A 25140-nucleotide genomic window follows, 5' to 3' on the forward strand; every position below is an offset into this window, starting at 1 on the left:
TAATAGATATTGCTTTAGACGAAAATTGTTTACTATTTTTACAACTTTAAAAAAGTAACTATGAAGCAGTATATACCAAATGCCTTAACACTTTTAAATCTTTTCTGCGGAACGATTGCCGTTATTTTTGCGGTAAATGAGAACTTTATAGAAGCTGCATTATTTGTGTTTTTGGGTATATTTTTTGATTTTTTTGATGGTTTTGCCGCTAGAAAATTAAATGTTCAAAGTGAATTAGGTGTACAATTAGATTCGCTAGCCGATATGGTGACGAGTGGTGTGGTACCAGGAATTATTATGTATAAATTGCTTGCTATGACGGTTGAAATTCCTGAAGCATCAACTAGTTGGGAGACGTCCAGTTTTGGGTTTGATTTACCGTTATTACCACTAATAGGCTTATGTATAACTTTAGCTTCAGCTTATAGATTGGCGAAATTTAATCTAGACGAAGACCAACAAACCTATTTTAAAGGGTTGCCAACACCTGCGAACACCTTATTAATTATCTCGTTACCTTTAATTTTAGAATTTCAAAATAGCGATTTTATAAATTCAATAATTATAAACAAATGGTTTTTAATTGCGCTTACAGCTTTAAGTTGTTATCTGTTAAATTCAAGCATTAAACTATTCGCTTTAAAATTTAAAGATTGGGGCTTTAAAGCCAACGCCACACGATACATTTTTATTATACTTTGTATATTGTTGCTAATTGTGTTGCAATTTGCTGCCATTCCTCTTATTATATTACTTTATATTAGCATGTCTGTTTTAGATAATGTTACTTCCAAATTAAAATAACTTACACTTACAATGGCTTCAGGATTTTTTGCCCTATTAGATGATATTGCTGCTCTTATGGATGATGTAGTGGTAATGAGTAAAATTACGACTAAAAAAACAGCAGGTATTTTAGGAGATGATTTAGCGGTTAACGCCGAAAAAGCGACCGGTTTTGTTTCTTCAAGAGAGATACCTGTTTTATGGGCAATTACCAAAGGCTCGTTTTTAAATAAGCTTATTATTTTACCCATTGCTTTTTTACTGAGCTACTTTTTGCCTTGGGCTGTAACCGTTATTTTAGTATTGGGAGGCGTTTATTTGGCTTATGAAGGTGTTGAAAAAATAGTAGAATATTTTGTGCCTCATAATCATGAAGTTACTAAAATTGAAGAAGTAAACCCTTCGGAAGAAGATGTTTTATTGATTGAAAAAAAGAAGATAAAATCGGCTGTATTAACCGATTTTATTTTGTCTGTTGAAATTGTAATCATAGCACTCGGTTCTGTTATTAATCAAACCTTAACGACCCAAATATTAGTCGTTTCTATAGTTGCGATTATTGCAACTATTGGTGTTTACGGTATTGTGGCATTAATTGTAAGAATGGACGATTTAGGTTTCCGTCTTATTAAAAAGAGCAAAAATGGAGAAGGGTTTTTAGCCAATATTGGAAACCTTCTGGTTAAAGCATTGCCTTTGGTTATTAAAGGTTTATCAATAGTAGGAACTATAGCGCTTATTTTAGTGGCAGGTGGTATTTTTACCCATAATATCGAATTCCTTCATCATTTTATGGAAGTTATTCCAGGTTTTATAAAAGATTTTATTGTTGGGTTATTGGTAGGTTTTGCGGCAGTTTTGGTTGTTTTAGCTGTTAAAAAGGTTATTAAGGTTATTAAAAAATAGTTGAATTTTTTATATAAAATGAAAAAAAACTACTCCCTAATTTTCTTCTTACGCAACTCAAAATTTTGTCCTAAATATACTTTACGTACCATTTCATCTGAGGCTAATTCTTCGGGTACTCCGGCTTTAAGGATGCTACCTTCAAACATTAAATAAGTTCTATCTGTAATGGCCAGTGTTTCTTGTACGTTGTGGTCGGTAATTAAAATACCAATATTCTTTTTGGTAAGTTGGGCTACAATACGTTGAATGTCTTCAACCGCCACAGGATCAACACCTGCAAAAGGTTCATCTAATAAAATAAAACGGGGATCGGTAGCCAAAGCACGTGCAATTTCGGTACGTCTACGTTCGCCACCCGATAATAAATCACCTCTGCTTTTACGAATATGGCCTAAACCAAATTCTTCGATAAGCGATTCCATTTTATGTTCTTGCTCTTTTTTACTAAGCTTGGTAAGTTGTAGTACGCTTAAAATATTATCTTCAATACTCAATTTTCTAAAAACTGAAGCTTCTTGGGCCAAATAACCAATACCGTTTTGTGCACGTTTGTACATAGGGTATTGTGTGATTTCGGTATCATCTAAAAAAATTTTACCACTATTTGGTTTAATTAACCCAACGGTCATGTAGAAAGAAGTCGTTTTACCAGCACCATTAGGTCCTAAAAGTCCAACAATTTCGCCTTGTTCTACTTGTAAAGACACATCTTTCACCACTTTTCGTCCGCTATAGGACTTCATTAAATTTTGAGCTCTTAAAATCATATCTTATATAATGAACGTCAAAAATAGTGAAATCATATTCACTTTAGTGACAGATGTTTTAATTTATATTTTGTTTAACGCCTGCGCTTCTAAAGCATCCCAAAACTCGTAAGCACGACGTAAATGCGGGATTACAATAGTACCACCAACCAAAGTGGCAATACTTAAAGCTTCAACAACTTCTTCTTTAGTTAGCCCAATTTTGTGGCTTGTTTCTAAATGATATTTCACACAATCATCACAACGCAATACTGCCGAAGCGACCAAACCTAAAAGTTCTTTGGTTTTTACATCAAGCGCACCTTCCGCGTAAGCGTTCGTATCTAAATTAAAAATACGTTTGATAACTTTGTTATTATCAGCTAAAATTTTGTCATTCATTTTAGCACGGTAGTCATTAAATTCTTTAACTATTTCGGACATGTTTTTTTAGTTTTCTATTTTGGTTTCTTACTACAATTTTGGAAATAAGAATACTTACTTCATATAAAATTAAAATAGGAATCGCTACAATTACCTGACTTGCGATATCTGGTGGTGTTATAATTGCTGATAAAACTAGAACAAGTATTAAAGCATATTTTCTGTATTTCCTTAAGAATTCAGGCGTCACCAAACCAATTTTAGTTAAAAAATAGATGATAATTGGTAATTCGAAAATAATACCCGAAGCTAATACCGAGGAACGTACCAAACCTATAAAAGAACTAATATCTATTTGGTTATCTACCCGTGATGAAATGCTATAATTTGCTAAAAAATTAATAGATAACGGGGTGATGATGTAATACCCAAATAAAGCACCCGTGAAGAATAATAATGACGAGATAATAATGAAACCACGTGAATGCTTGCGTTCATTGTCATGTAATCCAGGACTGATGAATTTCCATAATTGGTAGATAATATATGGAAATGAAATAATGAAACCAGCTAAAATAGCAGTCCAAATATCTGCTGAAAACTGTCCCGCCATGGTTCTATTTTGTAAAATAAGCGGTATTTTATCATTACAGAAACTCGTATCCAAACTCATATATGTAGCCATGTCGCACAACCATTTGTAGGTTGGAAAACTCATGTCTAGTGGTGCGAAAATAATGTCGTCAAAAATAAATCGACTGAAAATAAATGCCAACGTACCAACAATAACAATGGCTAAGGTAATTTTTATAAGATGCCAACGTAAATCTTCAAGATGGTCTAAAAAAGACATCTCATTTATATTTTTCTTCTTTCTTGCCATTATATAATGCCTTCTTTAATTAAATCGTGAATGTGAACTACTCCTGCATAATTACCGTTTTCTTCAACTAAAAGTTGAGAAATACCATGCGCTTCCATAAGTTCTAGCGCATCAATAGCCATAGCTTCTGCTTGTATGCGTTTTGGGTTGGCGCCCATAATATCTTTTGCGGTAAGTTTCGAGAAATCGTCAACCTTCGTTAACATTCTACGTAAATCGCCATCGGTTATAATGCCTATAATTTTATTGTTTTCAACAACAGCAGTAACACCAAGCATTTTTGCTGTAATTTCTATAATAACATCTCTAATACTAGTTGAACTGTTTACTTTTGGTTTTTCATTCACTGAAGAAATATCTTCAACCCTTAAATATAATTTTTTACCTAAAGCACCTCCGGGGTGGTATTTAGCGAAGTCGCTGCTCGAAAAACCACGTAATTCAAGTAAACAAACGGCAAGCGCATCACCAATAACCAATTGTGCTGTTGTGCTTGTAGTAGGAGCAAGATTGTTAGGGCATGCTTCTTTTTCAACAAATGCATTTAAAATAAAATCAGCATGTTGCCCTAAAAATGAATCATTTTTGCCAGTAATAGCAATTATTTTGTTTTTTGCTCTTTTAATAAGAGGGATAAGCACTTTTATTTCAGGAGTATTCCCACTTTTTGATAAACAAATAACAATATCATCTTCTAGAATTAAACCTAAGTCCCCATGAATAGCATCCGCAGCATGCATAAAAATAGATGGTGTTCCAGTGGAATTCAACGTCGCTACAATTTTACTTGCTATTATAGCGCTTTTACCAATTCCTGTTATAATAACGCGTCCTTTAGAGTTGTAAATTAAGGTTACAGCATCGGCAAAATCATCATTTACAAGACTAGATAGGTTTAAAATGGCTTTACTTTCGGTTTCAATAGTTTGTTTTGCTATATTGATAATTGAGCTTTTACTATTCAAAATTTATTAATTTTTTAGTTGATGCTTTTAAAGAAATTGTTATCTTTAAATGTAAATCGAAATTAATTTTGTTGTAATTTCGATTTCCGTTACAAAACTAACGAAAAAATCAAGAGGGTTCTCTCAATACACTTTAAAAATAATCAATTGATTTTTTGAATGTTTTTATAATTTTAATGATTAAATAAATATTAGTATCATTCATGTTAATAGATAAAAACGACTTACAGTCTGCATTAAAAAAATATTTTGGATTTGGTAAGTTTAAGGGTCTTCAAGAAGGTGTTATAGAAAGCTTAATGTCTGGTAATAATACATTTGTAATTATGCCAACTGGTGGAGGAAAATCGCTTTGTTATCAATTACCAGCTCTCATGCAAGAAGGAACAGCTATTGTGGTGTCGCCATTAATAGCCCTAATGAAAAATCAAGTGGATGCCATTCGAGGTGTTTCAAATGAAGAAGGTATAGCACATGTTTTAAATTCTTCATTAAACAAAACAGAAGTAAAACGTGTTAAGGAAGATATTGTAAATGGGGTTACCAAATTACTTTATGTGGCTCCAGAATCGCTTACTAAAGAAGAGAACGTTGAGTTCCTGCGTTCGGTAAAAGTGTCGTTTATGGCTATTGATGAAGCCCATTGTATTAGTGAATGGGGACATGATTTTAGACCAGAATACCGTAATTTAAAACATATTATTGGCCGTATTGGCGATAATATTCCTATTATAGGTTTAACGGCTACAGCTACGCCTAAAGTACAGGAAGACATTATTAAAAACTTGGGTATAAGTGGTGCAACAACCTTTAAAGCATCCTTTAATAGACCCAACTTATATTATGAAGTACGCCCAAAAACCAAAAATGTAGATGCCGATATTATTCGATTTATAAAACAAAACAGTGGTAAATCGGGTATTGTTTACTGCTTAAGTAGAAAACGTGTTGAAGAATTGGCACAGGTTTTACAGGTAAATGGCATTAAAGCAGTACCATACCACGCAGGTTTAGATGCCAAATCGAGATCGAATTATCAAGATCAATTTCTTATGGAAGATGTTGATGTGGTGGTGGCAACCATTGCTTTTGGTATGGGAATAGATAAGCCCGATGTGCGATTTGTAATCCATCACGATATTCCTAAAAGTATAGAAAGTTATTACCAAGAAACCGGTAGGGCAGGGCGCGATGGTGGCGAAGGGCATTGTTTGGCGTATTATGCTTACAAAGACATAGAAAAATTAGAAAAATTCATGTCGGGCAAACCTGTTGCAGAACAAGAAATTGGTCAAGCTTTATTGCAAGAAGTGGTTGCGTTTGCCGAAACTTCAATTTCACGTAGAAAATTTATTCTTCATTATTTTGGTGAAGAATTTGATAATAAAACGGGCGAAGGTGGCGATATGGATGATAATGTTAGGCACCCAAAAAAGAAACGCGAAGCCCAAGACGATGTTAAATTACTTTTAGAAACCATAGATAATACGAATGAAAAGTACAAGTCTAAAGATTTAGTAAATGTCATTACGGGTAAAGAAAATGCGTTAATAAATTCTCATAAAACCAACGAGCAAGCTTTCTTTGGAAAAGGAAGTAGTAAAGATAAAAAATATTGGATGGCCTTATTAAGGCAAGTTTTGGTGTCTGGTTTACTTAAAAAAGATATTGAAACCTATGGTGTTATTAAGTTAGTAGATGCTGGCAGAGATTTTATTAAAAATCCAACATCTTTCATGATGACCGAAGATCATATTTTTGATGGTGAACAAGAAGATGGTACAATTGTAACGGCTGCTAAAAGCGAAGGCGCCGTGGCAGATGAGCTATTAATGAATTTACTGAAAGACCTACGTAAAAAGAATGCCAAAAAATTAGGTGTGCCACCTTTTGTTATTTTTCAAGATCCATCGCTTGAAGATATGGCGTTAAAATATCCAATTACAATAGCAGAACTTGCCAACGTACATGGTGTTGCAGACGGAAAAGCTAAAAAATACGGTAAAGATTTTATAGAACTTATCGCCGAATATGTTGAAGAACATGATATCATCAGGCCAGACGATTTGGTTGTTAAATCCACAGGAACTAATTCCGCCAATAAGCTTTACATCATTCAAAATATAGATAGAAAACTACCTTTGGATGATATTGCTTCTTCCAAGGGCATGTCTATGGAAGATTTTATAAAAGAAATGGAAGCTATTGTATATTCTGGCACAAAACTGAATATAAACTATTGGATTGATGAGATTTTAGATGAAGACCAGCAAGAAGAAATTCACGACTACTTTATGGAATCTAAAACGGATAGTATTGATGCTGCAATTAAAGAATTTGATGGCGATTATGATGATGAAGAGCTTCGTTTGTATCGTATTAAGTTTATAAGTGAAGTAGCTAATTAAAGTTTCAAAGTAGCAAAGTAGCAAAGATTCAAAGTAACTCAGATTCAAAGAAATAAAAATCCAAAAATAAAAGCATTTAAAGTTCCAAAGTTAAAAATGTGTTTACATTAAACTTTGGAACTTTGCTATTTATAAACTTTGCCCATCTAAAGAATAAACAATCGTTAATCATTTCATATATTTGCGTTTTCAAATAAAATTAGAACAATGCAAGACGGATTATACGCAAAATTCAATACAACTAAAGGAGAAATACTAGTTGCTTTAGAATTCAAAAAAACACCAGGAACAGTTGGTAACTTCGTAGCTTTGGCCGAAGGAAATTTAGAAAACAAAGTAAAACCTCAAGGAACGCCTTATTATAACGGTTTAAAATTCCATAGAGTTATCCCAGATTTTATGATACAAGGTGGCTGCCCATTAGGTACAGGAACTGGTGATGCAGGTTATAAATTTGATGATGAGTTTCATCCAAATTTAAAACACGATGCGCCAGGTATTTTGTCTATGGCAAATGCAGGTCCGGGCACAAACGGAAGTCAGTTTTTTATAACGCACGTTGCAACGCCTTGGTTAGATAACAACCATACCGTTTTTGGAAAAGTAGTTGAAGGGCAAGATGTGGTTGATGCTATTGCACAAGGTGATAAAATAGACACTTTAGAAATATTAAGAGTTGGTGCTGAAGCAGAGGCTTTCAATGCCGTTGAATCTTTTAGAACATTTGAAGGCTCCAGAGAAAAAAGAATAACCGAAGCAAAAAAAGCAGGCGAAGCAGAATTAGATAAATTAGCAGCAGGTTTTAAAAAGACTGAAAGTGGTTTGCGTTACCAAATTATTCAAGAAGGGAATGGTGCAAAAGCAGAAAAAGGAAAAAATGTATCAGTACATTATAAAGGCCAGCTAGCCGATGGAACTGTTTTCGATTCTTCATACAAACGCAATCAACCTATCGATTTTCCAGTAGGAGTCGGTCAAGTTATATCTGGTTGGGATGAAGGTATACAACTTTTAAAAGTAGGCGACAAAGCTCGTTTTGTAATTCCTAGCCATTTAGGATACGGAAGCAGAGGTGCTGGAGGTGTTATTCCGCCAGATGCCACATTAATTTTTGATGTAGAATTAATGAATGTTAAATAACATTTAATAATATAAAAGTTTAAAAAGCACCTGATTTACAGGTGCTTTTTTGTTTTAAACAGGTAGTTTATCGCTTAAATTTGCTATATTTTATTTTATAACTAATTAAAATCTGGGTTTATCGAGTATTTTTTATTAACTGATAGTATAAAATTAATTTTACATCATGATAAGTGTAAAAGAAACTAATTTATATACCAAAGCTCTTAAAGAATTAAATTATTCTTTTGGAAACGTATTTATTTTTGATGGGTACATAATTTCTGAAATAAACCAGGGTGTTATTTTCAATTGGGAAGAACATGCCAAAATTATTGTTGATGATGTTACTTGTTTTCTAGGAACCGATGGCCATGATTTAATTTATATTTCACATCGCATTAATTCGTATTCTGTGGTTCCACATGGCTGGATTAATTTTTTTAAAAGTAGATATAAGTTAAAAGGCTATTTTATTGTTTCAGATGATAAAGTACGAATTCTGGGTTTATTGATTGAAAATCTGTTTTTTAATAATAAAATCAAACGGTTCAATAATCTTGAAACTGCCATAAACTCCATAAAAATTGGGCTGCTTGAAGTTGCATAGTATTTTTCTATCTTTGTTTTTATGACAGAGACAGAATTAGAAAAACTTAAATATCCTATTGGGCAGTTCGATTGCCCTAATAATATTTCTCCTCAGCATATAGAAAGTTGGATTTCTATTTTAGAGCATTTCCCAAATCGTTTAGAAAATCTTGTTAAAAATTTATCTGACACACAATTAGATACTGTTTACAGACCAAATGGTTGGACCGTTAGGCAGGTTGTTCATCATCTGTCCGATAGTCATCACCATAGTTACACACGCTTTAAGTGGTCGTTAACAGAAGATAAACCAATAATAAAAGCTTATTTTGAGGAACGCTGGGCAGCATTGTTTGATAGTAAATTGGCACCCATCGATATGTCCTTACTCCATTTAAAAGCAATTCATGCTAAACTTGTTTATTTGTTGAAAGGCTTATTTGATGATGATTTAAACAAATGTTTTATTCATCCAGAAACACAAAGTGAAGTAGTTTTAAAGAGAAATGTTGGAATTTATGCATGGCATAGCAACCATCACTACGCTCACATAGAAAATTTAATGAAACAAAACAACTGGATTTAGAAGTTTATGATTAGACCAGTAACTATTGAAGATGTCCAACAACTTGTTGATATTTATAACTATTACGTTTTAAATACCGTTGTTACTTTTGATGATGTGCCGTTTACAGTTGAAGCTTTTAAAGAAAAAATTGAAACGATATATAAAACATACCCATTCTTTGTTTTTGAAGAAAACAATAAAATTTTAGGTTATGCTTATGCCAATAAATGGCGAGAAAAACCTGCTTATAAACATACCGTTGAAAGTACTGTTTATTTACACGAAAAAGCTTTAGGTAAACAAATTGGTTCTAAATTATATACCGAACTCTTAAAACAGTTAAAAGCACAAAATTATCATGTGATAGTTGGCGGTTTAACATTGCCAAATGAAGCCAGTGTAAAACTTCATGAAAAATTCGGATTCAAACAAGTGGCTCATTATAAAGAAGTAGGTTTAAAGTTTGATAAATGGTTGGATGTTGGTTTTTGGCAGTTAACTCTTTAAATCCTAACAATCTAAATTATTAGTTTTTCCACTTAATACTACAGCCAATACTTGGTTTTTGTTCTAAAGTGTTTTCTTTGTTTTCAATTAAACATTCTAACGCATTTCGTAAATCTTTACCTGTAACAGATTTGTTATTTCCAGGTCTGGAATCATCTAATTGTCCACGGTAAACTAGTTTTAAATCTTTATCAAACACATAAAAATCTGGCGTGCAAGCAGCATCATAAGCTTTGGCTATAGTTTGACTTTCATCATACAAATAAGGAAACGGATAATTTTCCTTTTTCGCATGAAGTTTCATTTTATCGGGACCATCTTGCGGATATTTTACAGCATCATTACTGGAAATAGCAATAAAACCGATCCCTTTTTTTGAATAGGTATTTGCAATGGCAACTAGTTCTTCATTCACATGAATTACAAAAGGGCAGTGGTTGCAAATAAACATAATAACAGTTCCTTTTTTACCTTTTAAGGTTTCTAAACTAACAACGGATTCGCTGCTGGTGTCTGGTAATTGGAAATTAGGTGCGGTTGTGCCCAAAGGCAACATATTTGAAGGTGTATCGGCCATAATCAATTGTTTTTTTCAAAGTTCGCCAAAATTTGTATTTTTAAATAATGAAAAGCACAATAACTTTTGAAGATTTTTCTAAAATAGACTTACGAGTTGGAACTATTGTTGAAGTAAACGATTTTCCTGAAGCCAGAAAACCAGCATACCAATTAACTATTGATTTTGGTGAATTAGGTTTGAAAAAGTCGTCTGCACAAATAACATCGCTTTATAAAAAGGAAGATTTACTCAATAAACAGATAATTGCCAACATAAACTTTCCGAAAAAGCAAATAGCTAATTTTATGAGTGAATGTTTGGTTATGGGAGCAGTAAATGGCAAAGATGTGATATTATTAAACCCCGAAACTAAAGTGAAAAATGGTAGTGTTGTAAGCTAAAAAAAACCGCTACTAAAAAAGCAACGGTTCGTTTTATTTGATTTTTCAGGATTTAATACCAGAGGCTTGCCTCGTCTTTATTTATGGAATTTCCCTTTTTTTTGAATTTAATACCTCATGGGCTTGCCCTGAGGTCGTTTATTTATTTTTTAAATGACTATTAAATATCGTCAAATTCAATATCGGTGAAACTTTCGGTTGGTTTATGTAATTCACCATTTGTACTTGAAATATCTTCATTGTCATATTCTTTTTTGAAATCTTTTTGATGACGCTCGCTAATTACTTCATCACCTTTTTCATCAATAATATAATCGGTCATTTCAGCAAGAATGTCTCTAAATTCATTAAAGTCTTCTTTGTAAATATAAATTTTATGTTTTTTGTAATGAAACGAACCATCATCGTTGGTAAACTTTTTACTTTCGGTAATTGTTAGGTAATAATCGTCTGCTTTTGTAGATCTAACATCAAAAAAGTATGTACGTCTTCCTGCTCTTAATACTTTAGAAAAAATCTCCTCTTTCTCCATCATGTCATTGTTGTTCATAATTATATAGAAATTTATTAAATTATCAATTTATATCAAAAATCTAAAAAAAACCGATATTAACCAACATTTTATGATGTTTCTTTTCAAAGTATTATTTTTTGTTGCATTTAATACAAGCTATCGGTTTATAAATAAAGGGTTTAATCCGTATTGGAAGTGGTTTCGCTTAACTGCTTTAAGTATAGGTGTTGGTAATAACCATCTACATTTATAAGTGTTTCGTGAGTGCCTTCTTGAACTATTTTGCCATTGTCCAACACGATGATTTTATGGGCATTTTTAGCAGAAGACACGCGGTGCCCTACAATAATTGATGTTTTTCCTTTGGTTATTTTTGTTAAATTCTTAAGTATTTTTTCTTCAGTTTCGGTGTCGACGGCCGATAAACAATCATCAAACAACAAAATTTCTGGAGATTTTATAATGGCTCTGGCAATAGATACACGCTGTTTTTGTCCGCCAGAAAGGGTTATACCACGTTCACCTAAAACAGTATCATAACCGTTGTTAAACTTTATAATGTTTTTATGTACTTGGGCATTTTTGGCAGCTTCAAATACATCTTCATCGGTTGCTTCTTGATTTCCGAATTTAATATTGTTTTTAATGGTGTCTGAAAACAAAAAGGCATCTTGTGGCACATAACCAATACTATTTCTTAAATCGGTTAAATTATGCTCTTTAATAGGAATGCCATTTATTAAAATAGAACCTCCATCAATATCATAAAGTCTTCCAATTAAATCTAAAATAGTTGATTTTCCAGAACCTGTTTTTCCTAAAATGGCCAATGTTTCCCCTTCTTTTATGTGGAAACTTACGCCGTTTAATGCTTGAATGTTGGTGTCGTCGTATTTAAATGTTACGTTATTAAAAGCGATATCGCCAGTAATTTTAGTATGTGTCTCTACCAGGTTTGTTATTTCTGGTTCTAATTTTAAAAACTCGTTAATACGTTTTTGAGACGCTTCAGCTTGTTGCACAATGGAGGTGACCCAGCCCACCGTTGCCACGGGCCATGTAAGCATATTTACGTAAATAATAAATTCTGCAATAGTTCCTAAACTTTCAATTTCACCATTAATGTATTGCATGCCACCAACATAAATAACCAGTAAATTACTTGTTCCTATTAATAAGATCATCATAGGGAAAAACCACGCTTGTACTTTCGCTAAATTAATTTGTTTTTCTTTGCTTTCTCCAGCTAGCGATATGAAACTAGCAGACGTTTGCGGTTCAATTCCATAGGCTTTAATAACCGAAATACCACTAAATGATTCTTGGGTAAACGTTGATAACTTTGATAAAAATTGCTGTACAATAGTACTTCGGTTGTGTATTTCTTTACTTAATTTATAAATAACAATTGATAATATGGGTAACGGTAAAACGGTGTATAATGCCAGTTTTGGAGCTTCATTAAACATGTAAATAAGGGCAATTACAAAAAGCGTAATTGTATTGATGCTGTACATAATGGCTGGACCTGCGTACATACGAACATTACCTACATCTTCACTTATACGGTTCATTAAATCGCCCGTTCTGTTCTTTTTATAAAAATTTAAAGAAAGTTTTTGGTATTGATCGTAGATTTCATTTTTCAAATCGAATTCTACATAGCGCGATACATTTATAATGTATTGACGCATAAAAAACGTGAAAATGGCAGCAATTAATGCAGCTCCTATAATATAAACGATAACTAGGGTTAATTCTTCTTTTACAATTTGTTCAGAAACGCCTCCTTTTAAGTATTTTTCAATAACCACAAATATTTCTCGAACATATCGTGGTGTAAAAAGTAAAAATATTCGGGCTATTATAGTGATTACAGTACCTATTATAAGCTGTTTTTTGTATTTTAAAAAGTATTTATTTAAGTGCTGTAATTCTTTCATTTAAAGGTTCTAATCTGTATAGAAAATAGTAGTAAATAAGAAAGCAAATATAAAGTTTTAAAAGCATAAATAGGGATAATTACTGTGTAGTAATTGTTAAAAATATTGTAAAGTCACAGTTGCAATTTTTGTTCTTTGTCCCTTTACAACATGGCAAGAAAAAATACTCTACCTAAAAATTAAAAAATATAGAGCCGTTTTTTAAAATAGTATTACTTTTGCAGCTCGAAATAAATAAAATTTTCGTCATTATAAATTTAAGTTCATTGTAATTATGCTAAACAGAAGACATATTCGTGTAAAAGTAATGCAAACCATGTATGCCTTTAAAGGGGGAGAAAGTGACGATTTTAGTAAAGATCAAAAATTTTTACTGTTTAGTATAGATAATATGTACAACTTGTACTTATTAATGCTTTCATTATTAATAGAAGTTCAAAAAAGAGCAGAAAGCGATTTACAAAAGAAACAAAAAAAGCATTTAGCCACTAAGGAAGATAAAGACCCAAACAGAAAGTTTGTTAATAATCAACTGCTTACATTAATATCAGATAACTATCAATTAAAGAATCAATTAGAAGTTAATAATATTACTAATTGGAATCTTGACAGCGAATATGTTGATGTGATTTTTAAAGCGATAACTTCAAGCGATTTGTATAAAGATTACATGACCACTAAAGTGTCTGATTTTAAAGAAGATAAAGACTTTGTTGTTGATGTTTTTAAAGATATTATAGCACCAAACGAGAAGCTTTATGATTATTTGGAAGATAAAAATCTAACCTGGTTAGATGATTTACCAACTGTAAATACAACCATTTTAAAACTTTTAAGAAAAGCAAAAAGCACATCGGCAGAAGGTTATTTTACTCCAAAACTTTATAAAGATTTAGATGATAAGCAGTACGCTATCGATTTATTTAGAAAAACCCTTTTAAATAGAAGCGCACTTAATAATGAAATTGAGAAAAAAACACAAAATTGGGATTCAGACCGTATAGCGAATGTAGATTATGTGTTACTTCAATTGGCTATTAGTGAGTTGAAAAACTTTCCATCCATTCCTGTAAAAGTAACTATTAATGAATATTTAGAAATAGCAAAAGAATATTCAACCCCCAAAAGCAGTGTTTTCATCAATGGTATTTTAGACAAATTGGTAAAAGAATACGAAGAGGCAGGAACCTTAAAAAAAGTAGGTCGCGGATTGATGTAAAATAGTGTTAAGAAGCTTATAAAAATTTTTAATAGCTTAAATAATTACTATTTTTACTGCTTGAACAAAAAATAGCTTAGTAATGAAAAAAATAATTTTAGGAATAGTAACACTTGGTTTAGTAGCTTTTACATCCTGTAAAGATGATGCCTCAAAAAAAATCAATGAAGCAAATGTAGCTGCTGCTGCTGAAAGAGATTCAAATGCATCCAAATTACCAATACTTACTTTTGATAAAACTGAACATGATTTTGGTGATATAACAAAAGGAGTGCCAGTTAAAACTGAATTTACATACAAAAATACAGGAACCGCACCTTTAGTATTAACAGATATTAAAACGTCTTGCGGTTGTACAGTGCCACAAGATTGGAGTAGAGAACCCTTAGCTCCTGGAAAAACAGCTAAGTTTACTGTTGATTACAATGCAAGCGGTCCTAATAAAATTACAAAAACAATTACAGTATCAGCAAATACGGAAAAAGGATCGGAAGTTGTAAAAATTACAGCTAATGTAATAGATCCTAATGCAAAATAATAGTTGCAAGAGCAACACCAAATAACTAACAAATAACAAAAAAACAATGGAAGGAATCGGTCAATTTTTACCGTTTATACTCATGTTTGTGGTTGTGTATTTCTTTATGATTGCACCACAAATGAAACGTGCAAAAAAAGAGAAAAAGTATAATGCAGAATTAAAAAAAGGCGATAAAGTAATTACCAAAAGCGGTTTGCACGGTAAAATTTTAGAGCTTAATGATAAAGACCAAACATGTATTATAGAAACCATGTCTGGAAAAGTTAAGTTTGAACGTTCGGCTCTTTCAATGGAGTTAAGCGTAAAAGCAAACACACAAGCTTAAAATTAATTAGTTTTAATGCATATAAAAAGCTTCCTGATTTGGGAAGCTTTTTATGTTAATAATAACCGTTTCATACATACTTGTCATTATCTTAACAAGGGTTATTTGCTATTGGTAGTGCATTTTCGTACCTTTGCGGCATGAGTAAAAAACTTCATGAAAGGCAAAACTGTAGAATATTCAATTTTAATTTTTTGGTTTTCCGTACCCAATCCGACAAATTTATTCCTCCAAGCACCTCAAATTAAGAGGTTCTATTTTATATAGACCCCGATTATTATCCCCCCTTCTTTATTTAAGTGCTTCATTATAAAAGTACTTGTATACCTAATTAGTTGCATTTATTATAGGTTTAAATGCGATTGAAACCATACATAATTAATGACTATAAAAACCTTTGATGCCTTTACGAGGTTATCAATTAATGATATAAACCGCATTACCAATTTTTTATTTGAATATTCAGATGAAGCTAGAGACACTAAAAGTGCCATTAGAAAATCCTTATTGTATGCCGCAAAAGAAATACCAGGATTAGGAGGCTATGTATTTGTTATGGAGTATAAAAATGAAATTATTGGAGCAACAGTTGTGAACAAAACAGGAATGAATGAGTATATACCAGAAAACATATTGGTATATATAGCTGTAGAAACATCCTTTAGAGAAAAGGGCATTGCTAAAGCATTAATAGCACACACGATAGCATATTGCGATGGCGATATTTCAAAACATATAAATAAAGATAATCCTGCTATTAAATTATTTGAAAAACAGGGTTTTAAAACAAGAAACATAGAAATGAGGTTGGTTAGGAATTAGCCGACTGCTTAATAGAAATAATAAAAAAACACATGAAAATTTTATATATAAAAAGAAAAACAAAATACGAAAAGCGTCACAGTTTAAAAATGGGCGAGTTAACCACAAAAGTTACTTACATAAAAAGGTATCTGTTAGGTTTGCCTGTTAAAACACTTCACAAATACAGAGAAACCTATTATGGAGAGGTTAAAGACTGTAATGATTGTATGCTTTTTATTTAAACAAAAACATAAAAACTAAAAAATAATAAATGAAAGTACTAGTAATTGGTGCAGGTAACATGGGGTTAACCTATGCAGAGGGCATGTCGAAATCAAAACTATTGAAGAAACGAAATATCATGGTTTTGGATAAATCTGAAGAAAAACTTGCAGAGCTAAACGAGATATCACATTTTGATGCTTTTAGCGAGTTACAAGATTGTGTTCCGCAGGCAGATATCATATTTATAGCCGTAAAACCCTATCATGCAGAAAGTGTATTTAAAGCCATAAAAACGCTTGTGCAACCACAACAAATTTTAGTGTCTATTATGGCGGGTGTTTCTATACCATCTATAAAAGAACTTACTGGGTTGAAAAAAATAGTTAGGGCGATGCCGAATTTACCAGCTCAAATAGGAAAGGGCTTAACATCCTATGTTACATCAGCAGAAGTGTCTAGAGTTGAAATGCTAACCGTAGAAAGTTTGTTGGACACCACAGGGAAATCGATGCGTGTATCCAGTGAAAACTTTATTGATGCTTCTACAGGTATTTCTGGTAGTGGTCCCGCTTATGTGTTTTATTTTATGCAAAGTATGATGGAAGCTGCTCTACAAATGGGGTTTTCAAAAAACGATTCTACGGTGTTGGTGAGTCAAACCTTTACGGGTGCTGTCGAGCTTTTTAACCAATCTAATTTATCACCTAATTCCTGGATGGAAAAAGTGGCCTCAAAAGGTGGTACCACCCGTGCAGCATTAGATTCTATGCAAGACAACAACGTAGGTGAATTAATTAAAGAAGCAGCATTTGCAGCATTTAATCGTGCTGTTGAATTAGGAAAAGAATATTAAATAATGTATAAAGAAAGAATAGTTATTAAAGTTGGTACCAATGTTATGACCAACAAAGACAATAGAATTGTTAGACCTGTTTTGAGTAATTTAGTAAAACAAATTGCAGAACTTTATGAGCGTGATATTATTTGTGTGCTTGTATCATCAGGTTCCGTTATTGCGGGAAGAGAAGTTTTAGGAAAGTCTAAAATAAAAGACAAAACGCAACGTCGCCAAGTATATTCTGCAATAGGGCAACCACGTATGATGCGTTTGTATTACAATATTTTTCATGATTTTGGTATGAAATGTGCGCAGGTGCTTCCAACCAAACGCGATTTTAGCCCCGGAGTACACAGGCAAAACATGATTAATTGTTGTGAAGGTTTGTTGGCAGAAGGCGTTATTCCTATTGCAAATGAAGATGATGCCGTATCGGTTACCATGTCTATGTTCTCTGATAATGATGAGTTAGCAAGTTTAATAGCACAACTTATCAATGCAGATAAACTTATTATTTTAACAGATATTGACGGACTTTATACGGGTCATCCTGATGCAGAAAGCAGTGATTTAATAAAAAATGTAAATCCAAATGAAGATTTAAATAAGTATATTAAAGACAGCAATAAAGGTGAAGCAGAAGGTAGAGGAGGTATGGGTTCTAAATTGGACTATGCTCAACAAGCAGCGGCAAATAATGTGCCTACTTATATTGTAAACGGAAAAACCGAAAACGTTATTATAGATGTTATAGATGGTAAAGACGTTGGGACCAAAGTATCATTATAGTTTGTAAAAACTATATAATAAAAAAAGCTTCCATAGGGAAGCTTTTTTTTCGGTTACTCACTACTTATAAGTTCAAAATATAATAAGTTAAAACACCGGCTAAATATCCAAGAATTGCCAACCAGCTAATTTTTTTTAAATACCAAATAAAGTCAATTTTCAAAATACCCATAATAGCAACACCAGCAGCAGATCCGATAATTAACGAACTTCCACCAGTTCCTGCACAATATGCTAAAAGCTCCCAAAACGCATGGTCTTGGGGATAAAGTGATAACGGGTACATACCCATGGCACCAGCAACGAGCGGCACATTATCTACAATGGAAGATATTAAACCAATGATGATGTTAATAATGTAAATGTTGCCAAAGGTCTCATTTAGCCAAGTTGCAACTTGCGCCAAATGACCGCCAGTTTGCAAACTTGCTACCGCTAAAAGTATTCCTAAAAAGAAAAGTACACTTGGAGTGTCCACTTTTCTAATAACACTTGCTACCGATAAATTATGACGGTGTTCTGCGGGTTTGTTTTTATGAATAAGTTCGGTAACAACCCATAAAACACCTAAGCTTAAAAGAATACCCATAAAAGGAGGTAAGTGCGTGAGTGTTTTAAAAACAGGAACAAACAGCAAACCACCAACACCAAGCCAAAGGATTAATGATGCTTCAGATGAAGAAGCTAAATGCGCATGTTCATCGCTATTATTTACACTAGCGGTTCTTGTTATTTCTCCTTTTTTTATAAAAGATAAAACTAAAAGCGGAACTGTTAAACACACGATACTAGGCAGCAATACTTCCTTAATTATATTTGCAGCGGTTACTTGTCCGCCAATCCATAGCATAATGGTGGTTACGTCTCCAATGGGCGACCAAGCACCACCAGCGTTGGCAGCAATAACTACAATACCTCCAAAAAACCAAATATCTTCTCGGTCTTTCATAAGTTTTTTTAGTAAAGCAGCCATAACAATAGTGGTAGTAAGGTTATCTAAAACAGACGATAATATGAATGTTACAATGCCAATAATCCAAAGTAATTTAATACGATTTGTGGTTTTTATTTTTGAAGTAATGATATGAAAACCACCGTGGATATCAATCAATTCCACAATAGTCATAGCACCCAAAAGAAAAAATAAAATTTGGGATATTTCGCCTACGTGGTGTAAAATAGACTCATCAATAAAATGTGCTTCATGCGGCGTTTGAAAGATACTGTCTTGACCGAGAACCAAAATAACCCAACAAATAACACCGGTTAAGATGGCAGAAGCGGCTTTGTCAATTTTTAAAGGATGTTCAAAGGCTATAAAAATGTAGCCAATTATAAATGCAATAGCTAGTAGAAGATACATATTAATGGGTTTAGCTTATCACGGTTACAAGCACTTGTACGGTTTGAAGATGTACTGGGGTGTTTGTAAAAATGTTAAGCTAATGTAGTATATATTTCGTTTGCTAGAAATTAAAAATAAAAAAAAATTAAATCAATTTTTTAGTGATTATTTGTTTTGATTTTTGGATGTAATTTCAGCAATTTTACAAATTACCTCTGTTGCTTTAATCATACTTTCAACAGGAACATATTCATAACGTCCATGAAAATTATGTCCACCAGCAAATATATTAGGGCATGGTAAACCTTTATAACTTAATTGCGAACCATCAGTCCCACCACGAATGGGTTTTATAATAGGTTCAATATGTAGTTGTTTCATGGCTTCTTCAGCAATATCAACAATATGCATAACAGGTTCAATTTTTTCACGCATATTAAAATATTGGTCTTTTATTTCAATGCTTATTACGTCCCAGCCATATTGTTCATTAAGTTCTATGGTTAAGTTTTCCATAACCGCTTTACGAGCTTCAAAATGCCCAAAATCGTGGTCACGAATAATATATTGTAAAACTGTTTCTTCAACCTCACCTTTTATAGAAGATAGATGGAAAAACCCTTGGTAATCTTCAGTATGCTCGGGAGTTTCAATGCGAGGTAACGAGTTTATAAACTCTTGAGCAATGTACATAGAGTTTATCATTTTACCTTTAGCGTAACCAGGGTGTACGATTTTGCCCTTAATTTTTACAACAGCACCGGCAGCATTAAAATTTTCGTATTCTAGTTCACCTATTTGGCTGCCATCCATGGTATATGCCCAATCGGCTCCAAATTTTTCAACATCAAATTTATGGGCACCTCTACCTATTTCTTCATCTGGGGTAAAGCCAACTTTAATGGTGCCGTGTTTAATTTCTGGATGGTTAATTAAATATTCCATGGCAGAAACAATTTCTGTAATGCCCGCTTTATCATCGGCGCCTAATAACGTAGTGCCGTCGGTAGTAATTAGAGTCTGACCTTTATATTGGTGTAAATCTTCAAAATAATCGGGAGATAGTATAATATTTTCAGCTTCATTTAAAACAATATCTTTTCCATTATACTGTTCAATAATTTGAGGATTTATGTTAGCTCCAGTAAAATCGGGAGACGTATCAAAATGTGCAATAAAGCCAATAGTAGGCGTTTTGTGGCTTACGTTACTTGGTAAGGTTGCCATAATATAAGCGTTTTCATCAATGCTCACATCACTCATGCCAATAGCTTTTAACTCTTCGGCAAGTTTGTTTGCTAAATCCCATTGTTTAGCAGTACTAGGAGTGGTGTTTGAAGTTGGGTCCGATTCCGTATCAATAGTAACGTAACCTATAAAGCGTTTAATAATGTTTTCTTTTGAAATCATTTTGAGATGAATTTTGAATAATTAAAGTCAGAAAATTTTAGAGTTTGAGTGTGATAATCTAAAGCTTTCTAAAGGTGTAAAAGTACGATTATTAATTTTTTTGGCTTTTGAAATGGATGATTTTTTATTTAGAATATTTAGAAGTACTTTTGCATAAATAATACAGATGTACAAACTATTACTTCGCCCGTTATTTTTCTTGTTCGACCCAGAAAAGATTCATCATTTTACATTTTCACTTATAAAAAACACCTCTAAAATCCCAGGTTTTGCAGCCATTTTTAGAAGTTTATACGTGGTAAAAGACAAACATTTGGAACGCAACCTATTTGGAATTACGTTTAAAAATCCTATAGGTTTGGCGGCAGGATTTGATAAAAATGCGGTGTTATATAATGAATTGGCAAATTTCGGATTTGGTTTTATCGAAATTGGGACCGTTACTCCAAAAGCACAAGCTGGAAACCCAAAAAAGCGTTTGTTCCGTTTAAAGGCAGACCAAGGGATTATTAACCGTATGGGTTTTAATAATGAAGGTTTAGAAGCTGCAATTACCCAATTAAAAAAGAATAAAGGGAAACTTATTATAGGTGGAAATATTGGTAAAAATACCACTACCAAACCAGAAGATTATACGAAAGATTACTTGGAGTGTTTCAATGCTTTGCATCCGTATGTTGATTATTTTGTTTTAAATGTAAGTTGCCCAAATGTTGGAAGCCATGCCAAACTAAACGACAAAGACTATTTAGAAGAGTTAATTGGTGCCGTACAAAAAGCAAACACTGCCTTCGAAAAACAAAAACCAATTCTTTTAAAAATTGCGCCCGATTTAAATAACAATCAATTAGATGAAATTATAGAATTGGTCGCTACCACCAAATTAGATGGTGTCATCGCGAGTAATACTTCTACCGATAGAGCGGGTTTAAAAGTTTCTAACGAGCAATTGGAAGTTATTGGAAACGGTGGTTTAAGTGGGCAACCCATTAAAGAAAAAAGCACTCATGTTATTAAATATCTAGCAGATAAAAGTAACAAAGCATTCCCAATAATTGGAGTTGGTGGTATTCATTCTGCTGAAGATGCTTTGGAAAAAATTAATGCAGGAGCCGATTTGGTGCAAATTTACACTGGTTTTATTTATGAAGGACCTGGTTTGGTAAAAGCTATAAATAAAGCCATTCTAAAAGGATAGTGCGGTTTACTTTATAATTTTTTTAATTACCGTAGCGTCTTTACTTCTCATAGTTAGCAAATACATACCAGCACTAATTTCACCCATATCAATTTTATTATCTGATAAGTTTCCTGTTACAATAATATTTCCAGTTAAATCGGTAATGCTATAATTTACAGTGTTTTGAGGGTTTGAAAAGTCGACATAGATAGTGCTACCACGCATTGGATTTGGATATACTTTAACGGAATTATTTGTAATGGGAATATCTATGGTTTTAAAATATACATTATCAATAGCGATATCGCCATCCCAATTGGAGCCTCTAACGGCTCTAAAACGCACATTGATGGTTTGGTTTACATAAGATGATAAATCGATGTTTTCAATTAAAAAAGGATCATCTTCAGACATTTGATGGCTACCAATTAGCGCCGGAATTACATCATTTATATAACCGTCTTCTGTTTTAATATCAATATGTAATTCGCCAATGCCTTTTCCAAACATATGGTATGAAAATTCTAACTCAGAGTTTGGGTTGTAAACATCTATACATGGTGAAATAAGTTCGGCAATGTCACCTTCTTTTGCACCAGAAGCCTCTGCATACATATAGGTATTGGTTTGGTTGTTGGCTGTTTTTAATAAAGAAGGTCCTGTATTAATGGAAGCCGTTTGTCCTTTGTTCAACAGCCAGTTGTAACCATTTTGGGTAACATCTCTCATGGTCCAATTTATTTCGTTCTGTAAATTATATGAATCAAAATCTTCATTGAATAATGATTCAACATCTCCAACTTTTATGAATTTTGAATAGGTTTTTCTAACGGATCTGTTTTGGTTTGAAATGGTTAAAGTTACATCGTAAACTCCGGTTGTAAAGGTATGCGTTGGGTTTTTTGAGGTATAATCTACTACACCGTCACTGTTTATATCCCATTCCCATTTGGTAATATTTTCACAATGGCTTTCAAAGTTTACAGTTAATGTTTCGTCACAAGTTTGGCTCACATCTGCAGTGAAATTCGCATTAAATGTTGGGCTGGCTAAATAGTTTTTTGCGGTAAGGTAAAAAGCGTACATACGAGATAATTGCTGTTGCGTAAAATGTGTACGGCAGCCTTTCATGGCATACGACATAATATTATTCACATCTGGTTTGTAAGCAGCTCCCTTAGCATCGGTTTCAGTCCCTATATACTGACAAAAATTATTAACGTTTTTGGTGGTTAATTTAGGGTCGGCGGGTGTGTCGCAAATACCATCGCCATCTGTATCACAGTTGCTGCCATCTACTAATTCGGTAGATTGTGCATCATCTGGACCGTGGGTATGCACTAATGAGAAAAAATGACCTATTTCATGGGCCAACGTAGAATCGTTAGTAACACAGCTGTTTTTAAGTACAATGACATCATTTCTGCCTTCGTTATCAGTGTAACCGCAAATGCTTTCGTCACTATAATTTACAAGATAATCAGTAAAATAAATATTTATTAACCCAGAAACATTGTTGGTTTCTATTAAAGTTTTCTCATCACCTTTTTTAAAATGACAAAGACTGTCATCATCTAAATAATTAATGCCATCACATAGAAAAAATTCCATAAATGCATCAGCATATATACTATTTAAATTAGCAATAGCAGTATTAATTGTTGCTTCACAAATACCTCCAGTTCCATTAGAATTTCTAATGACATGCGCCTTAATAGGAATGGAATTAATAAATTTTGTTTGAAATTTACTTTTTGATGCTTGTTTTTGAGTAAAAGACTGCTCGAAGTTTTTTAATTGCGGCTTAATGCTGTTATAAAAGTCTATGTTTTTTTGTGAAGTTATTGTGCCACAAGATAAAGGTTCATTTTGAGCAAATATACTCCAACCAATTAGCAGGAATATAAAGAATAAAAAAAGTGTTATTGTAGATTTTAAAACATGCATTTGGGAAAACATTTTTTCAAATATATTTGTTAGCACTTTCTTAATACAATAAAAACGTTTAACTGTGCGATTTGTCGACTATTTGACAATAATCTTGTTAATTTATATACTTATTTTTATAAGTGTCAAATTTTTAATGTACTATTTTATAAATATTTAAATAAAAACGTTTCCTTATTTGGAATGTACTTTTTATAAAAATAATAGTATTTTTAGCATCGTATTTTAATCCAAATAATGTCAAAAGAAATAAAAATAATAGAGTGCCCTCGAGACGCTATGCAAGGAATAAAGCAGTTTATTCCAACTCAGAAAAAGGTGCAATATATCCAGTCGTTATTACGTGTTGGTTTTGATACAATTGATTTTGGAAGTTTTGTTTCGCCAAAAGCCATTCCGCAAATGGTTGATACTGCGGAAGTTTTATCGCAATTAGATTTAAGTAAAACAACCAGTAAGTTGTTGGCTATTATAGCCAATACCCGTGGCGCTGAAGATGCTAGTAAACACCCAGAAATAAATTATTTAGGCTATCCGTTCTCCATATCCGAGAATTTTCAAATGCGAAACACTCATAAAACCATTGCAGAATCTATTATTACACTATCTGAAATTTTGGAAATTGCTAACAAAACCAATAAAGAAGTGGTCGTTTATATTTCTATGGGTTTTGGAAATCCGTATGGAGACCCTTGGAATGTGGACATAGTAGGCGAGTGGACCGAACGGTTAAACAATATGGGGGTAAAAATTTTATCCCTAAGTGATACTATTGGAAGTTCTAATGCTGAAAGCATTCACTATTTGTTTTCAAACTTAATACCACAATATCAAAACATAGAATTTGGAGCCCATTTACACACCACGCCATCTACCTGGTTCGAAAAAGTAGATGCCGCTTATAAAGCAGGTTGTATCCGTTTTGATGGTGCTATACAAGGTTACGGCGGTTGCCCAATGGCAAAAGATGAATTAACGGGCAACATGCCTACCGAAAAGTTATTATCCTATTTTACTTCACAAAAAATTAATCCTCTAAACGCCCTTAGTTTTGAGAGTGCACATAACGAAGCCACTAAGATTTTCAGTATCTATCATTAAAAAAAAATCACTATTAACCTTATTTTTAATTGCTTTTGTAGTTGTAAAATTTTTTTTGGTTTACTTCATACCAATTAATAGCATCAATTAAAGCTTAGTTAGATGTGCAACGTCTGCACAATTACAAAGTTCA

At 32.8% G+C, this 25140-nt stretch carries 27 protein-coding genes; 17 read left to right on the top strand and 10 right to left on the bottom strand.

Annotated features, from left to right (window positions below):
• The first annotated feature begins 60 nt into the window (after nucleotides 1–60).
• The gene (locus EV196_RS15770; RefSeq protein WP_132218742.1) at nucleotides 61–804 is read left to right on the top strand and encodes a CDP-alcohol phosphatidyltransferase family protein; all 744 of its coding nucleotides are present in this window, start codon (nucleotides 61–63) and stop codon (nucleotides 802–804) included.
• A gap of 12 nt (nucleotides 805–816) precedes the next feature.
• Nucleotides 817–1692, top strand: a complete 876-nt coding sequence (locus EV196_RS15775) for a DUF808 domain-containing protein (RefSeq protein ID WP_132218743.1) — start codon at nucleotides 817–819, stop codon at nucleotides 1690–1692.
• A 29-nt stretch (nucleotides 1693–1721) separates the two neighbouring features.
• On the opposite strand, the gene lptB is transcribed toward EV196_RS15775, so the two are convergent.
• From lptB to EV196_RS15795, 4 genes are all read right to left on the bottom strand, one after another.
• Nucleotides 1722–2462, bottom strand: a complete 741-nt coding sequence (gene lptB / locus EV196_RS15780) for an LPS export ABC transporter ATP-binding protein (protein WP_132218744.1) — start codon at nucleotides 2460–2462, stop codon at nucleotides 1722–1724.
• A gap of 63 nt (nucleotides 2463–2525) precedes the next feature.
• Nucleotides 2526–2885, bottom strand: a complete 360-nt coding sequence (locus EV196_RS15785) for a carboxymuconolactone decarboxylase family protein (protein ID WP_132218745.1) — start codon at nucleotides 2883–2885, stop codon at nucleotides 2526–2528.
• Complete coding sequence (tatC, locus tag EV196_RS15790) at nucleotides 2869–3708, bottom strand: twin-arginine translocase subunit TatC (protein ID WP_132218746.1); 840 nt, start codon at nucleotides 3706–3708, stop codon at nucleotides 2869–2871. Before tatC ends, EV196_RS15785 begins: the two co-directional genes overlap by 17 nt.
• Nucleotides 3708–4673 (bottom strand): KpsF/GutQ family sugar-phosphate isomerase, encoded by a 966-nt coding sequence (locus EV196_RS15795; RefSeq protein ID WP_132218747.1) that lies wholly within the window; start codon nucleotides 4671–4673, stop codon nucleotides 3708–3710. The genes tatC and EV196_RS15795 overlap by 1 nt, the downstream gene beginning before the upstream one ends.
• Before the next feature lie 203 nt (nucleotides 4674–4876).
• On the opposite strand from EV196_RS15795, the gene EV196_RS15800 reads away from it, so the two are divergent.
• The 5 genes from EV196_RS15800 (at nucleotide 4877) to EV196_RS15820 (ending at nucleotide 9866) form a co-directional block, all read left to right on the top strand.
• Complete coding sequence (locus tag EV196_RS15800; RefSeq protein WP_132218748.1) at nucleotides 4877–7081, top strand: RecQ family ATP-dependent DNA helicase; 2205 nt, start codon at nucleotides 4877–4879, stop codon at nucleotides 7079–7081.
• Between the two features lie 207 nt (nucleotides 7082–7288).
• Nucleotides 7289–8221: a peptidylprolyl isomerase gene (locus EV196_RS15805; RefSeq protein WP_132218749.1), complete on the top strand. Its 933-nt coding sequence runs from the start codon at nucleotides 7289–7291 to the stop codon at nucleotides 8219–8221.
• Nucleotides 8222–8387: 166 nt separating this feature from the next.
• Nucleotides 8388–8810: a hypothetical protein gene (locus EV196_RS15810; RefSeq protein WP_132218750.1), complete on the top strand. Its 423-nt coding sequence runs from the start codon at nucleotides 8388–8390 to the stop codon at nucleotides 8808–8810.
• Nucleotides 8811–8831: 21 nt separating this feature from the next.
• Entirely contained in the window at nucleotides 8832–9377 is a 546-nt protein-coding gene (locus EV196_RS15815) for a YfiT family bacillithiol transferase (protein WP_132218751.1), read from the top strand.
• A gap of 6 nt (nucleotides 9378–9383) precedes the next feature.
• A complete protein-coding gene (locus EV196_RS15820; protein ID WP_132218752.1) occupies nucleotides 9384–9866 on the top strand; it encodes a GNAT family N-acetyltransferase in 483 nt (160 codons plus the stop codon).
• 19 nt (nucleotides 9867–9885) lie between these two features.
• Here the strand turns inward: EV196_RS15820 and EV196_RS15825 are convergent, their stop codons facing one another.
• Nucleotides 9886–10443 (bottom strand): thioredoxin family protein, encoded by a 558-nt coding sequence (locus tag EV196_RS15825; RefSeq protein ID WP_132218753.1) that lies wholly within the window; start codon nucleotides 10441–10443, stop codon nucleotides 9886–9888.
• A gap of 47 nt (nucleotides 10444–10490) precedes the next feature.
• On the opposite strand from EV196_RS15825, the gene EV196_RS15830 reads away from it, so the two are divergent.
• Nucleotides 10491–10826 carry a tRNA-binding protein gene (locus EV196_RS15830; protein ID WP_132218754.1) on the top strand — a complete coding sequence of 112 codons (336 nt, stop codon included), beginning with the start codon at nucleotides 10491–10493 and terminating at the stop codon, nucleotides 10824–10826.
• Between the two features lie 160 nt (nucleotides 10827–10986).
• Here the strand turns inward: EV196_RS15830 and EV196_RS15835 are convergent, their stop codons facing one another.
• Nucleotides 10987–11376 carry a PUR family DNA/RNA-binding protein gene (locus tag EV196_RS15835; RefSeq protein ID WP_165876181.1) on the bottom strand — a complete coding sequence of 130 codons (390 nt, stop codon included), beginning with the start codon at nucleotides 11374–11376 and terminating at the stop codon, nucleotides 10987–10989.
• A gap of 143 nt (nucleotides 11377–11519) precedes the next feature.
• On the bottom strand, nucleotides 11520–13283 hold the full coding sequence (locus tag EV196_RS15840) for an ABC transporter ATP-binding protein (RefSeq protein WP_132218756.1): 1764 nt from the start codon (nucleotides 13281–13283) through the stop codon (nucleotides 11520–11522).
• A gap of 274 nt (nucleotides 13284–13557) precedes the next feature.
• On the opposite strand from EV196_RS15840, the gene nusB reads away from it, so the two are divergent.
• The 7 genes from nusB to proB all read left to right on the top strand — a co-directional run bounded on the left by nusB (nucleotide 13558) and on the right by proB (nucleotide 18024).
• Nucleotides 13558–14502, top strand: a complete 945-nt coding sequence (gene nusB, locus EV196_RS15845) for a transcription antitermination factor NusB (protein WP_243652258.1) — start codon at nucleotides 13558–13560, stop codon at nucleotides 14500–14502.
• 82 nt (nucleotides 14503–14584) lie between these two features.
• Nucleotides 14585–15040, top strand: a complete 456-nt coding sequence (locus EV196_RS15850) for a DUF1573 domain-containing protein (RefSeq protein WP_132218757.1) — start codon at nucleotides 14585–14587, stop codon at nucleotides 15038–15040.
• 46 nt (nucleotides 15041–15086) lie between these two features.
• The gene (yajC, locus tag EV196_RS15855) at nucleotides 15087–15368 is read left to right on the top strand and encodes a preprotein translocase subunit YajC (RefSeq protein WP_132218758.1); all 282 of its coding nucleotides are present in this window, start codon (nucleotides 15087–15089) and stop codon (nucleotides 15366–15368) included.
• 381 nt (nucleotides 15369–15749) lie between these two features.
• A complete protein-coding gene (locus EV196_RS15860; protein ID WP_132218759.1) occupies nucleotides 15750–16190 on the top strand; it encodes a GNAT family N-acetyltransferase in 441 nt (146 codons plus the stop codon).
• A gap of 32 nt (nucleotides 16191–16222) precedes the next feature.
• Complete coding sequence (locus tag EV196_RS15865) at nucleotides 16223–16414, top strand: hypothetical protein (protein WP_132218760.1); 192 nt, start codon at nucleotides 16223–16225, stop codon at nucleotides 16412–16414.
• Nucleotides 16415–16443: 29 nt separating this feature from the next.
• The gene (gene proC, locus EV196_RS15870; protein WP_132218761.1) at nucleotides 16444–17250 is read left to right on the top strand and encodes a pyrroline-5-carboxylate reductase; all 807 of its coding nucleotides are present in this window, start codon (nucleotides 16444–16446) and stop codon (nucleotides 17248–17250) included.
• A 3-nt stretch (nucleotides 17251–17253) separates the two neighbouring features.
• The gene (gene proB, locus EV196_RS15875) at nucleotides 17254–18024 is read left to right on the top strand and encodes a glutamate 5-kinase (RefSeq protein WP_132218762.1); all 771 of its coding nucleotides are present in this window, start codon (nucleotides 17254–17256) and stop codon (nucleotides 18022–18024) included.
• Between the two features lie 64 nt (nucleotides 18025–18088).
• Here proB and nhaD read toward each other — a convergent pair whose 3' ends face one another.
• Both nhaD and pepT read right to left on the bottom strand, forming a co-directional pair.
• On the bottom strand, nucleotides 18089–19387 hold the full coding sequence (gene nhaD / locus EV196_RS15880) for a sodium:proton antiporter NhaD (protein ID WP_132218763.1): 1299 nt from the start codon (nucleotides 19385–19387) through the stop codon (nucleotides 18089–18091).
• 147 nt (nucleotides 19388–19534) lie between these two features.
• On the bottom strand, nucleotides 19535–20779 hold the full coding sequence (pepT, locus tag EV196_RS15885) for a peptidase T (RefSeq protein ID WP_132218764.1): 1245 nt from the start codon (nucleotides 20777–20779) through the stop codon (nucleotides 19535–19537).
• Nucleotides 20780–20945: 166 nt separating this feature from the next.
• Between pepT and EV196_RS15890 the strand changes: the two genes are divergently transcribed.
• Nucleotides 20946–21977 (top strand): quinone-dependent dihydroorotate dehydrogenase, encoded by a 1032-nt coding sequence (locus EV196_RS15890; RefSeq protein ID WP_132218765.1) that lies wholly within the window; start codon nucleotides 20946–20948, stop codon nucleotides 21975–21977.
• Between the two features lie 6 nt (nucleotides 21978–21983).
• Here EV196_RS15890 and EV196_RS15895 read toward each other — a convergent pair whose 3' ends face one another.
• Nucleotides 21984–23906, bottom strand: a complete 1923-nt coding sequence (locus EV196_RS15895; RefSeq protein ID WP_165876182.1) for a T9SS-dependent choice-of-anchor J family protein — start codon at nucleotides 23904–23906, stop codon at nucleotides 21984–21986.
• Nucleotides 23907–24143: 237 nt separating this feature from the next.
• Here EV196_RS15895 and EV196_RS15900 point away from each other — a divergent pair, with 237 nt between their 5' ends.
• Nucleotides 24144–25007, top strand: coding sequence for a hydroxymethylglutaryl-CoA lyase (locus EV196_RS15900; protein ID WP_132218767.1), 864 nt, complete (start codon nucleotides 24144–24146; stop codon nucleotides 25005–25007).
• The last annotated feature ends 133 nt before the right edge of the window (nucleotides 25008–25140 follow it).

Origin of the sequence: Mariniflexile fucanivorans (assembly GCF_004341235.1) — a bacterium.
Taxonomy (GTDB): Bacteria; Bacteroidota; Bacteroidia; order Flavobacteriales; family Flavobacteriaceae; genus Mariniflexile; species Mariniflexile fucanivorans.

Bases quoted from the DNA above. Each gene is read 5' to 3' on its own strand.
- EV196_RS15785 (WP_132218745.1), bottom strand. From the start codon at position 2,885: ATGTCCGAAATAGTTAAAGAATTTAATGACTACCGTGCTAAAATGAAT.
- EV196_RS15815 (WP_132218751.1), top strand. From the start codon at position 8,832: ATGACAGAGACAGAATTAGAAAAACTTAAATATCCTATTGGGCAGTTC.
- proC (WP_132218761.1), top strand. From the start codon at position 16,444: ATGAAAGTACTAGTAATTGGTGCAGGTAACATGGGGTTAACCTATGCA.
- EV196_RS15825 (WP_132218753.1), bottom strand. From the start codon at position 10,443: ATGGCCGATACACCTTCAAATATGTTGCCTTTGGGCACAACCGCACCT.
- pepT (WP_132218764.1), bottom strand. From the start codon at position 20,779: ATGATTTCAAAAGAAAACATTATTAAACGCTTTATAGGTTACGTTACT.
- EV196_RS15810 (WP_132218750.1), top strand. From the start codon at position 8,388: ATGATAAGTGTAAAAGAAACTAATTTATATACCAAAGCTCTTAAAGAA.
- EV196_RS15835 (WP_165876181.1), bottom strand. From the start codon at position 11,376: ATGAACAACAATGACATGATGGAGAAAGAGGAGATTTTTTCTAAAGTA.
- yajC (WP_132218758.1), top strand. From the start codon at position 15,087: ATGGAAGGAATCGGTCAATTTTTACCGTTTATACTCATGTTTGTGGTT.
- EV196_RS15805 (WP_132218749.1), top strand. From the start codon at position 7,289: ATGCAAGACGGATTATACGCAAAATTCAATACAACTAAAGGAGAAATA.
- EV196_RS15850 (WP_132218757.1), top strand. From the start codon at position 14,585: ATGAAAAAAATAATTTTAGGAATAGTAACACTTGGTTTAGTAGCTTTT.
- EV196_RS15890 (WP_132218765.1), top strand. From the start codon at position 20,946: ATGTACAAACTATTACTTCGCCCGTTATTTTTCTTGTTCGACCCAGAA.
- EV196_RS15895 (WP_165876182.1), bottom strand. From the start codon at position 23,906: ATGCATGTTTTAAAATCTACAATAACACTTTTTTTATTCTTTATATTC.
- EV196_RS15770 (WP_132218742.1), top strand. From the start codon at position 61: ATGAAGCAGTATATACCAAATGCCTTAACACTTTTAAATCTTTTCTGC.
- EV196_RS15820 (WP_132218752.1), top strand. From the start codon at position 9,384: ATGATTAGACCAGTAACTATTGAAGATGTCCAACAACTTGTTGATATT.
- EV196_RS15900 (WP_132218767.1), top strand. From the start codon at position 24,144: ATGTCAAAAGAAATAAAAATAATAGAGTGCCCTCGAGACGCTATGCAA.
- EV196_RS15775 (WP_132218743.1), top strand. From the start codon at position 817: ATGGCTTCAGGATTTTTTGCCCTATTAGATGATATTGCTGCTCTTATG.
- EV196_RS15840 (WP_132218756.1), bottom strand. From the start codon at position 13,283: ATGAAAGAATTACAGCACTTAAATAAATACTTTTTAAAATACAAAAAA.
- EV196_RS15865 (WP_132218760.1), top strand. From the start codon at position 16,223: ATGAAAATTTTATATATAAAAAGAAAAACAAAATACGAAAAGCGTCAC.
- proB (WP_132218762.1), top strand. From the start codon at position 17,254: ATGTATAAAGAAAGAATAGTTATTAAAGTTGGTACCAATGTTATGACC.
- EV196_RS15830 (WP_132218754.1), top strand. From the start codon at position 10,491: ATGAAAAGCACAATAACTTTTGAAGATTTTTCTAAAATAGACTTACGA.
- nusB (WP_243652258.1), top strand. From the start codon at position 13,558: ATGCTAAACAGAAGACATATTCGTGTAAAAGTAATGCAAACCATGTAT.
- tatC (WP_132218746.1), bottom strand. From the start codon at position 3,708: ATGGCAAGAAAGAAGAAAAATATAAATGAGATGTCTTTTTTAGACCAT.
- lptB (WP_132218744.1), bottom strand. From the start codon at position 2,462: ATGATTTTAAGAGCTCAAAATTTAATGAAGTCCTATAGCGGACGAAAA.
- nhaD (WP_132218763.1), bottom strand. From the start codon at position 19,387: ATGTATCTTCTACTAGCTATTGCATTTATAATTGGCTACATTTTTATA.
- EV196_RS15860 (WP_132218759.1), top strand. From the start codon at position 15,750: ATGACTATAAAAACCTTTGATGCCTTTACGAGGTTATCAATTAATGAT.
- EV196_RS15800 (WP_132218748.1), top strand. From the start codon at position 4,877: ATGTTAATAGATAAAAACGACTTACAGTCTGCATTAAAAAAATATTTT.